This is a genomic window from Jeongeupia wiesaeckerbachi (genome assembly GCF_050916355.1).
Classification (GTDB): Bacteria; Pseudomonadota; Gammaproteobacteria; order Burkholderiales; family Chitinibacteraceae; genus Jeongeupia; species Jeongeupia wiesaeckerbachi.
In genome coordinates this window covers 896,823-909,776 of the sequence record NZ_CP136946.1, presented here as the reverse complement: position 1 = coordinate 909,776, position 12,954 = coordinate 896,823, and the positions used below count along the sequence as shown (strand labels likewise).

Annotated in this window: 13 protein-coding genes; 9 read left to right on the top strand and 4 right to left on the bottom strand. The window is 65.9% G+C overall.

Annotated features, from left to right (window positions below; translation table 11 throughout):
* Nucleotides 1–64: 64 nt before the first annotated feature.
* The 5 genes from R0382_RS04525 to R0382_RS04505 all read left to right on the top strand — a co-directional run bounded on the left by R0382_RS04525 (nucleotide 65) and on the right by R0382_RS04505 (nucleotide 4,876).
* Complete coding sequence (locus tag R0382_RS04525) at nucleotides 65–1,690, top strand: NAD(P)/FAD-dependent oxidoreductase (protein WP_432722697.1); 1,626 nt, start codon at nucleotides 65–67, stop codon at nucleotides 1,688–1,690.
* On the top strand, nucleotides 1,687–2,274 hold the full coding sequence (locus R0382_RS04520; protein ID WP_432722695.1) for a flavin reductase family protein: 588 nt from the start codon (nucleotides 1,687–1,689) through the stop codon (nucleotides 2,272–2,274). Before R0382_RS04525 ends, R0382_RS04520 begins: the two co-directional genes overlap by 4 nt.
* Before the next feature lie 161 nt (nucleotides 2,275–2,435).
* Nucleotides 2,436–2,921: a cupin domain-containing protein gene (locus tag R0382_RS04515; RefSeq protein ID WP_432722693.1), complete on the top strand. Its 486-nt coding sequence runs from the start codon at nucleotides 2,436–2,438 to the stop codon at nucleotides 2,919–2,921.
* Nucleotides 2,922–3,062: 141 nt separating this feature from the next.
* Nucleotides 3,063–4,061 carry an NAD-dependent epimerase/dehydratase family protein gene (locus R0382_RS04510; RefSeq protein WP_432722691.1) on the top strand — a complete coding sequence of 333 codons (999 nt, stop codon included), beginning with the start codon at nucleotides 3,063–3,065 and terminating at the stop codon, nucleotides 4,059–4,061.
* Complete coding sequence (locus R0382_RS04505) at nucleotides 4,058–4,876, top strand: SDR family NAD(P)-dependent oxidoreductase (protein WP_432722689.1); 819 nt, start codon at nucleotides 4,058–4,060, stop codon at nucleotides 4,874–4,876. Before R0382_RS04510 ends, R0382_RS04505 begins: the two co-directional genes overlap by 4 nt.
* Here R0382_RS04505 and qhpR read toward each other — a convergent pair whose 3' ends face one another.
* The gene (gene qhpR / locus R0382_RS04500; protein WP_432722687.1) at nucleotides 4,877–5,887 is read right to left on the bottom strand and encodes an AraC-like transcriptional regulator QhpR; all 1,011 of its coding nucleotides are present in this window, start codon (nucleotides 5,885–5,887) and stop codon (nucleotides 4,877–4,879) included.
* Between the two features lie 296 nt (nucleotides 5,888–6,183).
* Between qhpR and R0382_RS04495 the strand changes: the two genes are divergently transcribed.
* Nucleotides 6,184–6,924, top strand: a complete 741-nt coding sequence (locus R0382_RS04495) for an alpha/beta hydrolase (protein WP_432722686.1) — start codon at nucleotides 6,184–6,186, stop codon at nucleotides 6,922–6,924.
* Between the two features lie 116 nt (nucleotides 6,925–7,040).
* Here R0382_RS04495 and R0382_RS04490 read toward each other — a convergent pair whose 3' ends face one another.
* The gene (locus R0382_RS04490) at nucleotides 7,041–8,057 is read right to left on the bottom strand and encodes a class I SAM-dependent rRNA methyltransferase (RefSeq protein ID WP_432722684.1); all 1,017 of its coding nucleotides are present in this window, start codon (nucleotides 8,055–8,057) and stop codon (nucleotides 7,041–7,043) included.
* Nucleotides 8,058–8,204: 147 nt separating this feature from the next.
* Here R0382_RS04490 and R0382_RS04485 point away from each other — a divergent pair, with 147 nt between their 5' ends.
* Nucleotides 8,205–8,576, top strand: a complete 372-nt coding sequence (locus R0382_RS04485) for a DUF1294 domain-containing protein (protein ID WP_432722683.1) — start codon at nucleotides 8,205–8,207, stop codon at nucleotides 8,574–8,576.
* Here the strand turns inward: R0382_RS04485 and aceK are convergent.
* The gene (aceK, locus tag R0382_RS04480) at nucleotides 8,561–10,375 is read right to left on the bottom strand and encodes a bifunctional isocitrate dehydrogenase kinase/phosphatase (RefSeq protein WP_432722681.1); all 1,815 of its coding nucleotides are present in this window, start codon (nucleotides 10,373–10,375) and stop codon (nucleotides 8,561–8,563) included. The two genes, R0382_RS04485 and aceK, sit on opposite strands and share 16 nt — an antisense overlap.
* Before the next feature lie 217 nt (nucleotides 10,376–10,592).
* On the bottom strand, nucleotides 10,593–10,802 hold the full coding sequence (locus tag R0382_RS04475; RefSeq protein WP_432722679.1) for a hypothetical protein: 210 nt from the start codon (nucleotides 10,800–10,802) through the stop codon (nucleotides 10,593–10,595).
* Between the two features lie 156 nt (nucleotides 10,803–10,958).
* On the opposite strand from R0382_RS04475, the gene R0382_RS04470 reads away from it, so the two are divergent.
* Nucleotides 10,959–12,221 carry a TIGR03862 family flavoprotein gene (locus tag R0382_RS04470; protein ID WP_432722677.1) on the top strand — a complete coding sequence of 421 codons (1,263 nt, stop codon included), beginning with the start codon at nucleotides 10,959–10,961 and terminating at the stop codon, nucleotides 12,219–12,221.
* Nucleotides 12,218–12,952, top strand: a complete 735-nt coding sequence (locus R0382_RS04465; RefSeq protein ID WP_432722676.1) for an SDR family NAD(P)-dependent oxidoreductase — start codon at nucleotides 12,218–12,220, stop codon at nucleotides 12,950–12,952. Before R0382_RS04470 ends, R0382_RS04465 begins: the two co-directional genes overlap by 4 nt.
* Nucleotides 12,953–12,954: the final 2 nt, after the last annotated feature.

Genomic DNA, 12,954 nt, shown 5'->3' with positions numbered 1-12,954 from the left:
GGTCACAGGGCGTACGGGGCATCCGGTACAATGGCCGGTTTTACGCCTGCCTCGCGTCCCTGCCATGTTGCGACTCACCGAAATCAAGCTACCGCTGAACCATGCCGAAGATGAACTGCGCGCCGCCGTGCTCGCCAAGCTCGGGATCAAACCGGCCGAGCTGATCGAAATGACGGTGTTCCAGCGGGCCTATGATGCGCGCAAGAAGGCGAACATCCTGCTCGTCTATTCGCTCGACTGCGAAGTCCGCAACGAGCAGGCACTGCTGAAGCGTTTTGCCAACGATCGCCATGTGCAGCCTTCGCCGGACATGGCCTACCGCTTTGTCGCGCAGGCGCCGGCCAATATCGCCAAACGCCCGCTGGTCGTCGGCTTCGGCCCTTGCGGCCTGTTCGCGGCGCTGGTGCTGGCGCAGATGGGCTTCAAGCCCATCGTGCTCGAACGCGGCAAGGCGGTGCGCGAACGGACCAAGGACACCTGGGGGCTGTGGCGCAAGCGCGAGCTGAACCCCGATTCGAACGTGCAGTTCGGCGAAGGCGGCGCCGGCACGTTCTCGGACGGCAAGCTTTACAGCCAGATCCGCGATCCGCGTTTCCTCGGCCGCAAGGTCATCGCCGAATTCGTCGCCGCCGGCGCGCCGGAAGAGATCAGCTATGTCAGCAAGCCGCACATCGGTACTTTCCGGCTGGTGAGCATGATCGAGCAGATGCGCGAGACGATCATCTCGCTCGGCGGCGAGATCCGCTTCAACCACCGGGTGCAGGACCTGGTGCTTGAACCGGCAGGGGAAGGCCAGCGGCAGATTCGCGGCGTGGTGCTCGCCGACGGTTCGACCATCGAGTCCGACCACGTGGTGCTGGCGCTGGGCCACAGCGCGCGCGACACCTTCGAGATGCTGCACGGCCACGGCGTGTTCATGGAGGCCAAGCCGTTCTCGGTCGGCTTCCGGATCGAACATCCGCAATCGGTGATCGACGCCGCGCGCTTTGGTCCTTCCGCCGGCAATCCCATCCTCGGCGCCGCCGATTACAAGCTCGTTCATCACGCCAGCAACGGTCGCACCGTCTACAGCTTCTGCATGTGCCCGGGCGGCACCGTCGTCGCGGCGACCAGCGAGGAAGGCCGCGTCGTCACCAACGGCATGAGCCAGTATTCGCGCAACGAGCGCAACGCCAACTCGGGCTTCGTCGTCGGCATCGACCCGCGCGATTATCCGGGCGACGTGCTGGCCGGGATCGAATTCCAGCGCCAGCTCGAATCGCGTGCATTCGAGATGGGCGGCAGCAACTACAACGCGCCGGGTCAGCTGGTCGGCGATTTCATGGCCAACAAGGCATCGACCGATTTCGGCTCGGTTGCGCCGTCGTATACGCCGGGCGTGACGCTGACCAATCTGGCCGATGCGCTGCCGGCCTACGCCATCGAGGCGATGCGCGAGGCGATTCCGGCATTCGAGCGGCAGATCAAGGGCTACAGCATGCACGATGCAATGCTGACCGGCGTCGAGACGCGCACCAGTGCGCCGCTGCGCATCACCCGCGACAAGCAGAGCTACCAGAGCCTGAACGTGCGCGGCCTGTTCCCGGCCGGCGAAGGCGCCGGTTACGCCGGCGGCATTCTCTCGGCTGGCGTCGACGGTATCGAGATCGCCGAAGCGGTGGCCTTGGCGATGACCGGAGCACGGTCATGAGCACCGCCGTCGACACCCCGCAATCGGTTCCGCTCAAGGACGCCTACAAGCTGCTCACCCACGGCCCGACCGTGCTGGTCAGCAGCGCCCACGGCGACGCGCGCAATGTGATGACCGCGGCGTGGAACACCGTGCTCGATTTCGCCCCGCCCAAGCTCGTCGTCGTCATCGACAAGCACACTTACAGTCGCGGGCTGATCGAAGCCAGCGGCGAACTGGCGGTGCAGGTGCCGACGCGCGCGCAGGCTGCGCTGGTGTACGCGCTCGGCAACGAATCCGGTCGCGACGGCGACAAGTTTGCCCGCCACGGCATCACAACCTTCGCCGGCAGCCAGATTGCCGCGCCGCTGGTCGAAGGCTGCCACGCCTGGCTCGAATGCCGGGTGATACCCGAACCGCACAACCAGCAGACCTACGATCTGTTCATCGTCGAAGTCGTCGCCGCATGGGCCAATCCGGCGGTCTACCGCGACGGCCGCTGGCTCGATGCGCCCGAGCAGCCGGGCAGCATCCACCATGTCGCCGGCGGTGCGTTTTTCGAAGCCGGCGGCATGTTCAGCGTCGCCGGCGAGTCGCTCGGCTAGCTCGTCACGCCACAGCGCGGGCGCATGCCGGCGGCGTAATGGATTGCCCGCATGGGGCGGTTTCGACGCCAAAAGCAAAGAAGTTGGCGTGTATTGCTAAGAATATTCATCGGCCTTGTTTTAGATTGGCATTTCGCCAATCCCAAACCGAGGCCACCGGCATGAACGCAATCCTCCCAACGACCATCATCCGCGATGAATTTGATTGGCTCCCGGTGCCGCTGCCCGGTGCCGAAGGGGTGAGTTTCAAGGTGTTGAAGGCCGACACCGAAACCAAGCAGGTGGTGCTCCGCGCCCGCTTCTCGCCCGGCTCGCGCATGCCGCGCCACTTCCATTTCTGTCGCGCCGTGGCCTACACGCTGTCGGGCGAGTGGAGCTATGACGAGGGCCATTTCAAGGCCGGCGACATGGCTTACGAGGTCGAGGGCAATACCCATACGCCGTGGAGCGACGAAGGCGCCGAATTGCTGCTGGTGTTCCGCAGCGACCAAGAGGCCTTCCTCGACAACTATCTGGCCGACGGCAGCGCGACCATCCGCCTGGGTATGAAATTCTTTGTTGCTTATGAAGGCAAGAGTCTGGCCGAAGCGGCGATGATCGATCTGCACAGCCTGATCGAACTGCTGCCGCCGCCTTCGGCGCAATAAGCGCGACCCATACCGTCCGCTGCCGCTCTGCCCCTTGCGATCCTCGGCTTGCCGGCGCCGTTGCACCGGGCGGGGCGGGGCAACGGCGCGCGTGTGCACCGCCGGACGACGGCCACGGTGCAAGAATCAGTCGAGATCAAGATGAACGCTCCAACGCAAAACGTATTCGTGACCGGTGCCGGCGGTTTTATCGGCAAGGCCTTGGTGGCAACGCTGCTGCGCGATGGCCATGCGGTCAGCGCGCTGCTGCTGCCTTCCGAGCAGGAGCCCGCCGGGTGGCAGGGGCGCGTGCGCGTGGTGCGCGGCGACATATGCGACGCGGCCGCCGTGAAACAGGCGCTGGCCGGCCACCAGGTGGTGATCCATCTGGCGGCCATGGTCGGTGACTGGGGCGCCGAGGCGCTGCATGAAAAAGTTACCGTCGGTGGCACGCGCAATGTGCTCGACGCGATGATCGGCACTCCGGCGCATCTGGTGCTGGTATCGAGCATCGTCGTCTACGGCGGGCTGTTCGGCCGCACGCGCTTGTCCGAAACGCTGTCGATCGGCAGCGATCTGGTGTCGCCCTACGATCGCAGCAAGGTGGCGCAGGAAAGTCTGCTGCGCCGCTATGCGCAGGAACACGCGTTGTCGTACAGCGTGGTGCGGCCGGGCAATGTGTTCGGCCCGGCGTCGGGACCATGGGTGCAGACCATGCTGGCGGAAATGCGCCGGGGCAGCCCGGTGCTGATCGGCGGCGGCCGCTTCGATGCGGGGCTGGCCTATGTCGACAACGTGGTCGACATGCTGGTGCTCGCGGCCTTCCATCCGGCGGCGCGTGGCGAGGTCTTCAACGCCGCCGACGGTGCCGGCGTCAGCTGGCGCAGCTATCTGGCTGATCTGGCCGCGATGGCGGGCCTGCCGGCGCCGAAAAGCCTCAACGGCAAGCTGGCCTGCGCCGCGGCGAGCACGTGCGAACGGCTGTGGCGCTGGCTGAATCTCGGCGGCCGTCCGCCGCTGACGCATATGGCCTTGCGCCTGCTGGGCAACGCCAACGAAGTCTCGATGAGCAAGGCCAAACGCCTGCTGGGCTATCAGCCGGCGGTTTCCTATGACGTGGCCATGCAGCGCATTGCTGCATGGCTGGTGGAGCAAAAATGACGACGCCCCGGCAGACCATCCTGATTACCGGCGGCGCCAGCGGCATCGGCCGGCACCTGAGCGGCGAATGCCTGCGGCGCGGCTGGCAGGTCATCGCCTGTGACCGCGACGCCGAAGGCCTGGCCCGCACCTTCAGCGGCGTTGACGGTGCGGCCGAGCGATTGCTGCCCGCCGTGCTCGATGTGGCCGTCGAAGCCGACTGGCAGCGGGTCGTCGCCGAAGCCACGGCGCGTTTCGGTCGCATCGACGTGCTGCTGAACTGCGCCGGCATCATGCAACCGGGCTTCGTGCTCGACGCCGAGGTCGCGTCGTTGCGGCGCATGCTCGACGTCAACGTCACCGGGCAGATTCTCGGCGCCCAGCAGGTCGGCCGGCAGATGGTGAAACAGGGCGGCGGCCATATCGTCCAGATCGCTTCGCTGGCGGCGCTCGGGCCGGTGCGCGGCGTCGCGTATTACGCCGCGTCCAAGGCGGCGGTGCGCAGTGCGATGCTGGCGCTGGGGATGGAGCTGGAAGGCAGCGGTGTTGCGGTGACCATCATGTGTCCGGATCTGGTGAAAACCGCGATGTTCGATCTGCAGCTCAAGTACCCGAAAGAATCGGCCGTGGTCTTCAGTGGCGCCAGCCCGCTGGAAGTCGGCGATATTTCGGACGCGCTGTTCCACGATGTGCTGCCCAATCGTCCGCTTGAAGTCTATCTGCCGGCCAACCGTGGCCTGACCGCGCGTCTGGGCGGGATTTTTCCGGCGCTGTCGCGTTATATGCAGCGCCGGCTGGCGGCCAAGGGCGAAGCGGCGATCCTGCAGCGTCGCTGATCAGTCGCGCCCGCCGGCCTGCTGGCGCTGCCAGGCGCGCGGGCTACAGCCGAACCAGCGGCGGAAGGCGCGCGAGAAGGTGCTGGCCTCGGTGTAGCCGAGCAGGCTGGCCAATTGCGTGAACGGCAACGACGATTCGCGCAGGTAGCGCTCGGCGGTGTCCTTGCGTACCTGTTCAAGCAGCGCGTGGAAGCTGTGCGACTCGGCCTGCAAATGTCGCTGCAGGCTGCGCGGACTGATCGCCAGATGCTCGGCAACCAGTTCCAGCGTGGCGTCGCCGCTGGGCAGCAGGCTGCGCAGCAGTTCGCTGACGCGGTGCAGCACATCGTCATGGTGGAGTGCATCCTGCCGTGCCAGCTGCTCGTGCATCAGCCGGTGCAGCGCCGGGTCGGCGTCGGTCAGCGGGCAGTCGAGCCAGCTGGACGCGAACATCAGCGCGTTCTCCGGCGCGTTGAATTGCGGCGTATGGCCCAGCAGTTGCGTGTAGCGCGCCAGCGGTTCGGTCGGCGACGTCTGCAAGCACAGCTGCTCGGCTTGCCAGCGCGGCCCGCACAGCGTGCGCATCAGCTGGACGCCGACGCCAAGCGCCAGCTCCAGCGCCTGCTTGCGCGGCAGACCCTTGGGCAGGTCGAGCTGGTAGGCAAGACGGGTGTGCTTGCCGACGGCGGTCAGCGCCAGATTGCCGCTGGCCGAATGCAGGTGGTAGTAGCGGGCAAAGCTGTGCAGCGCCTGGCGCACGTCGGCGCAATTGCGGATCAGGTAACTCAGCGGTCCGAACTGGCCGATGCCCTGCAGCAGCCCCAGCTCCAGCCCGAACAGCGGCTGTCCGCTGGCCTGCGCGCTCCGCTCCAGCAGCGTGACGAACTGGCGGTAGGCGATGAACATCTCCGGCTGTGTCAGGCTGTACGCAGGCAGACCGGCGTCGCGCATCATCGCCGGGCCGTCCAGGCCGTAACGCGTGGCCAGTTCCAGATAGTTGGACAGCGTCGCCGCGCGTGTCAGATCGGTCATTGTTCCGGTAGTCCCCTTGTCCTTGCTCGCCCTGTCCGCCTGCGGCGGCAAGGCCGGCCCGCTGGGCTCACTGACTTTATTACCGCAAACGGCGGGATTGCGAAAGCCGCGACAACGGCGCCTGGTGCTGATGCGCTCTCGCCGTCGCGGGCGGGTGGTTTGAAGCCGGTGGCGCGGCATGCCGGGTGAAGCAGGCATCGTGATTGTCATCGCGCACAGTCGCGCTGCTAAACCGCGCTACCGTGGCGCTGCGCGGCTGCTTATCGTTGGCGCATTCCAACGACAAGGAGCAGACGATGGCATGGAGCAAATGGATGGTCGCCTTGGTGATCGCCACGGCGACCGGCAGCACGGTTGCGGCGAAGGCGCCGAAACAGAAAGCCCCGGCACAGACTGAAACACCGAAGCCGGCGGCGTTTACCGCCATATCGTTCACCACCGACGACGGTCTCAAGCTCGACGGCCGGCGCTACGGCCACGGCGATGCGTGGATCATCCTGTCGCATCAGTCCAACCGTGATCAGGCCGCATGGGAAGACTTCGCCGTCGCACTGGCCAAGGACGGCTATACGGTGCTGAGCTACGATTTCCGCGGCTACGGGGTGTCGCAGGGCAAGCAGGCGCCAGCCGGCAACATTAGCGACCTGAACGCAGCCATCGCCTACGCGCGCAGCCAGGGTGCGCAGCACTTCGGCCTCGTCGGCGCCAGCATGGGCGCCATGGCCACGGTGCCGGTGGCGGTCGAGGCCTCGCCGCAGGCGGTGGTGCTGCTGTCGATCGCACCGGCCTACGGCAGCCTGGTGGTCAGGGACGATGACTTGAAGGCGCTGGCGGTGCCCAGATTGTTCGTCAGCGCGAAATACGACAGCTCGCACGCCGATTCCGAGCGCATGGCCGCTACGGCCGGTGTTGCCGACACGCTGATCGTTTCGAAAGGCGGCGGCCACGGCGTCGACATCTTCGGCGGTGCCGATGGCGCAGCGATCCAGCAACAAGTGGTCGGTTTCCTCGAAACCAATGTGCCGCCGGTGAAATAAACGCCGCAACGCTGCGGTTCAACCATCGTCACGCGGGCGAGATGCGGTGTTCGCCGTCCGCTACGCACGATGGACATGAAAAAGCCGCCCGGTCGGGCGGCTTTCTTTTGGGCTGATCAGACCCGCAACAGCGCGATCTTCAGCGGCGGCTTGCCGTCCGGGCTCGGGAAGTCGGCCTCGGGGGCGATCCATTCGACATCGCGGATCGTCCGGCCGGCTTTCTTGGCGCTGCGCTGCATCTGGTCGAGCCAGGCGTCGCGGTCGACCGAGGCGACGTTGTTGCAGCAGATCAGCGTGCCGCCCTCGGCGGTCGACAGCAGCGCCGGCTTGAACACGGCCGAGTAGTCGTTGACCAGATCGACGACGCCGAAAATGCCTTTCGAGTAGCGCGGCGGATCGAGGAAGACCAGATCGAAGGCGGTTTTTTCCAGCTTCGGGAACGGTGGCAGGCGCTTGCCGCGCACCACGCGCGGCTGGCCCAGGCCCGAGTACTGGCGCAGCGCGGCGAAGGCGTCGCATTCGACGTAACGCAGCGTGTGGCCGAGGCCGTTGAGGCGCGAGTTTTCCTTGCCGATCAGCAGGCTGGATTCGGCGAAGTCGACGTTGGTGACCAGCGCCGCGCCGGCCTTGGCGGCGGCAATGCCGATGCCGCAGGTGTAGGCGAACAGGTTGAGCACGTTCTTGCCCTTGGCTTCCTGCAGCACGCGGCGGCGGCCGGCGCGCAGGTCGAGGAACAGCCACGGGTCCTGCCCGGCGTGGCGCGCCTGGACGCGGTAGTTGACGCCGATTTCCTGCGCAATGCGCGGCTCGGTGGCGATGTCGAGCTGCTCGGTCGACAGTTTGTTGGCGATGCGCGAATTGGGCTGGCTGCGGTCGTTCCAGATCAGCGGCAGGCCGGGATAACGGCGCTCGTAAAAGGCTTCGATCGCCGCGAGCTCGTCGGCTTCGAGCGGTTCGTGGAAGCTCTGCGCCAGGATCAGGTCGCCATAGCGGTCGATCGTCAGCCCCGGTTCGCCCTCGACGCTGCCGTGGAACAGCCGGTAGGCGTCGGTTTTCTCGGCGTGGAGTCTGGAAATCAGGTCGCCGCGGGCGTCGAGCGCGGCGGCGAGCAGGTCGGTCAGGGCTGAAGACATGGGGTGATCCGGAAAGAGTGGGGCGGATGGGGCTGTGGCGCCGCCAATTCACGCGTCAAACCCGGATGTTAGCAGGCTTGGCGCCCGATACCGCCACGCAGATTCACGACTGCGCTAGCATGGCCGGTTCTGCCCGGAGCCGATGCCATGATCCACCGTCGTATGCCGCGCGGCTTCGACCTTGTCGATGCGCTGATTTTGCTGCTGCTGTGCGCGCTGGCGCCGCTGCTGTGGCATCACGTCGGGGTCGCCACGGTGGTGCTGATCGCCAGTGCCGTGGCCTTCGGCTGCTACGGCCACGACAAGCAGCGCGCGCGCATCGGTGGTCGTCGGGTGCGTGAAGCGACGCTGCAGCTGCTTGCGCTCGCCGGCGGCTGGCCCGGCGCGTGGCTCGGTCAGCGGCTGTTCCGTCACAAGACGGCCAAGACCCGTTTCCGGCTGGTCTTCGTGCTGGCCGCGCTGCTGAACCTGCTGACGCTGTGGTATTGGTCGGTCGGCGCAGCTCAGGGTTTGCGGTAGCGCTGCGCAAACCGCAGCGTTTGCGGATACGGGAAAAAGTCCTCGAGGATGCCGGCCTGAATGCGCGCCTTGGTCTGCTGCCAGAACGCCGGCTGCAGCAGGTCGGCGTGATAGCGCATGAAGGCATCGCGCACCGGCTTGCGGTTCAACAAAAAGGTGCCGAATTCCTCCGGATAGACCTCGCCCTTGTGGCCGGTGTACCAGGCTTCGCCGCTCATCTCGAACTCGGGTGTCGGCGGTGGCGGAATGCGGCGGAAGTCGCAGTCGGTCATGTATTCGATTTCGTCGTAGTCGTAGAACACGACCCGGCCCATCCGGGTGACGCCGAAGTTCTTGAACAGCATGTCGCCGGGGAAGATGTTGGCGATGGCCAGCTCGCGCAGCGCGTTGCCGTAGTCGCGCACCTTGGCGTCGAGCTCAAAGCCTTCGTGGGTATCGAGCCAGACGTTCAGCGGCGTCATCCGGCATTCGATGTACAGGTGGCGGATGACGATGGTGTCGCCGTCCTCTTCGATCATCGTCGGCGCCAGTTCGCGCAGCTCGTCGATCAGCGCCGGATCGAAGCGTGCGCGCGGTAGCGCGACGTCGGAGAATTCGAGCGAGTCGGCCATCCGCCCGACCCGGTCGTGGCGCTTCACCATCAGGTATTTGGCGCGGACGATCTCGCGGTTCACTTCCTTCGGTGGCGGGATCACGTCCTTGATCAGCTTGAACACGAAGGGGAAGGACGGCAGCGTGAACACGATCATCACCATGCCGCGAATGCCGGGGGCGATCTCGAAGCGGTCGCCGGTGTGGCGCAGGTGGTGGAAGAGTTCGCGGTAGAACATCGTCTTGCCCTGCTTGCCGAGGCCGACCATCGTGTACAGCTCGGCGCGGCTTTTGTCCGGGATCAGCTCGTGCAGGAAGCCGACATAGGCCGACGGGACTTCCATGTCGACGAGGAAGTAGGCGCGCGACAAGGAAAACAGCGAGCGGATCTGGTCATGCGCGAACAGCGCGGCATCGACGAACAGCCGGCCGTCGCGGGTGCGGCACAGCGGCAGTGCGAACGGCGTTTCGGTATCGCCGTGGATGAAGCGGCCGATGATGTAGGCCGCCTTGTTGCGGAAGAACGGCGAGCCGAGCACCTGGATCTGCGCGTTGTAGCCCAGCGCCGGCCAGTGGCCGAGGTGGCGGTACAGCGCGCGGGTGATGCGGCGGATGTCGCGGTCGAGATCGGCGAAAGGCAGCTGCCAGCCGAAATCGGTCAGGATGGTTGCCAGCGTCGCGAACAGGTCGACGCGCTTCGGGTAGTAGGTCCGGTAGGTCGGCGTGTCGGAGGTTTCGATGTATTCGGTCGAGACCGCCGGCCGGTAGAAAATGAAATCGTTGTGGAAATAGGTCCGGTGCAGGATGCGGCAACTGACCGAATTGAAGAAGGTTTCGGCCAGCTCGGGCTGCTTGTGGTTGATCAGCAGGCCGATGAAGTAGGCCTTCACGCTGGCCCAGACGTCGTCGGGCAGGCGCTCGGCGTCGAATTCGCGTTTCAGCTGCTCGGAGGTCTCGAGCACGCGGCTGTCGTAAAAGGCGATCCGGTCGCGCACCGCATCGCGCAGCGCGCGGACGTCGCCGGCTTCGAACTGTGCCTGTGCGGCGCGGCTGGCGGCACGAAAACGCTGATAGTGGGCGTTGAAGCCGGCCAGGATGGCGCGGGCCAGCTCGGCGATCTGGCGGAATTCCGGGACCGGATCGCTGTCGTCAGGCAGGGGCGGCGGCAGATCGACGGCTTGCAGCTGGGCGGCGTTGCTGGCGGACATGGGGGCACACTCGGCAGGGGCACACTTCACTTTACCGCCAGCGACGCTGTGCTGCGGCACTTTGTGGCAGTGCAGCAGCCACAGCATGACGATAGTCGCGTCGCTGCTCGCCGGTGATCGGGGTCATCCCTGCCCGGTGCATTTTCGCCAGGCGTGAAAAAGGCCGGACAAGAATCCGGCCTTGGCGCGCCGCAGCGTCGAACGCTGCGTGCGGTGTTTACTCGACGATCGACACGAGGCTGCTGAGGCTTTCCTCGGTCTTCTCGCCCTTGGGCCAGCAGACGCGGGCACGGTCGCCATCGATCTTCAGCACGCGGCCGTCGGTGCGCTCGGAACCGGCGAGGTCGGCCATCCGGTTGACGCGACCGTTGACGACGATATCGCTGTTCTTGCCGGCAAAAAAGGCGAAGAGGCTGGAGATGATCATGATGGCGCTCCTTGTGTTTGTGTAGTGTTACTACGTAATTTACGCGCCAAATCAGGAAATTTCAAATCAGAAACGAGTGTGAATATGTGCATGACATGCCCGGATGCGGCGGCGCGGGCCGCTTGACGCGGCAGGTAGAATGGGACGATTGAAGGAATGACTGAAGCAAGGGAGGGCGCGATGGCGTCTGCAGCGAACGTCGCCGTGATCGGTGGCGGCCCGGCCGGGCTGATGGCCGCCGAACAACTGGCAGCAAACGGCCACCGTGTCGCCGTGTACGACGCGATGCCGTCGTTCGGCCGCAAATTCCTGCTGGCCGGGATCGGCGGCATGAACATTACCCATTCGGAACCGCTGCCGGCGCTGCTCAACCGCTATGCCGAGCGCCGCGATACGCTGGCGCCGCTGATCGAAGCGTTCGGCCCCGATGCGCTGCGCACGTGGATTGCCGGGCTGGGGATCGATACCTTCGTCGGTTCGAGCGGCAAGGTGTTTCCGACCGAAATGAAGGCCGCACCGCTGCTGCGCGCCTGGCTGGCGCGGCTGCGCGCGGCCGGCGTGGTCTTCCATACCCGCCACCGCTGGACCGGCTGGAACGACGCCGGTGCACTGGCTTTCGATACACCGCATGGCGCGGTTACGGTCGATGCCGACGCGACGGTGCTGGCGCTTGGCGGCGGCAGCTGGGCACGGCTCGGCTCGGACGGCGCGTGGGCGCCGTGGCTGCAAGGCGTCGGCGCCGAGATTGCGCCGCTGGCGCCGGCCAACAGCGGCTTCGATGCCGGCTGGAGCACCGTGCTGGCGGAGAAATTCGCAGGCACGCCGATCAAGAGCGTTGCACTGACCTTCACCGACGCAGCCGGAAAAACCGAAACCCGCCGTGGCGAGTTCGTGCTGACGCAGACCGGTGTCGAGGGCAATCTGATCTATGCGTTCTCGGCGCGCATCCGCGATGCGATCGCCGCACACGGCGAAGCGGTCGTCCATCTCGATCTGCTGCCCGATTTCACACAGACCAAGGTCGAAGCCGAGGTCGCGCACCCGCGCGGTTCGCGCTCGATGGCGAGCCATCTGCAAAGCCGGTTGAACCTGAAGGGCGCCAAGGCCTCGTTGCTGCGCGAATGCACCAGCAAGGATGATTTCGCCGATCCGGCCCGGCTGGCTGCAAAGATCAAGGCACTGCCGTTGCGGCTGCTGGCGACCAGGCCGCTGGACGAGGCGATCAGCAGCGCCGGTGGCGTGCGCTTCGAAACGCTCGATGCGCGGCTGATGCTCAAGGCGCGGCCTGGCGTGTTCTGCGCCGGCGAAATGCTCGATTGGGAAGCACCGACCGGTGGTTATCTGCTGACCGCGTGCTTTGCCACCGGCCACGCCGCCGGGCTGGGCGCGGCAAGCTGGCTGACGGAGAAAAGCGCATGAACGGAGCGGGCATGAACAGGCTGGCGATCATTACCGGCGGCTCGCACGGGCTGGGTGCGGCGCTGGTCGCGCACTATCGCGCGCAAGGCTGGACGGTGCGCGAATGCTCGCGCTCGGGGCAGGGCGAAGCGCACATCCACACCGATTTCGCCGACCCGGACACGACGGTCGCGACGCTTGACGCCCATTTTGCCGACCTCGCCACCCGATCGTGGGACGAGGTCGTGCTGATCAATAACGCCGCGACGCTGACGCCGCTGCTGCCGCTGGCGCAGCAACACGATGCGCAGATCGCCGCCAACCTCAATGTGAACGTGATGAGCGCGGTACGCGTGATCGCCGCGTTCGTGCGGCGCTTCCAGCATGTCGCTGCCGTGAAGACCGTCGCACAGATCTCGTCGGGCGCCGCGTTGCGCGGCTATGGCAGCTGGTCGCTGTACTGCGCCGGCAAGGCGGCGATCGACCATTTGATCCGCGCCGTCGCGGTCGAACAGACCGGCGCCGTGCATCCTGTCGTCTGCATCAGCATCGACCCGGACGTGATGGATACGCAGATGCAGGCCGAAATCCGCGGCACGAGCGAAGCCGATTTCGCCGAGGTCGCGCGCTTTATCGCCCGCAAGGAAGACGGCAAGTTGCGCACGCCGGAATCGGTCGCGGCTTATGTGGCCGGGGTGATTGCAGGCGGGCCGGAGGGAGGCGCGCGCTACGATATCGAGGACGAAGGCTGAAC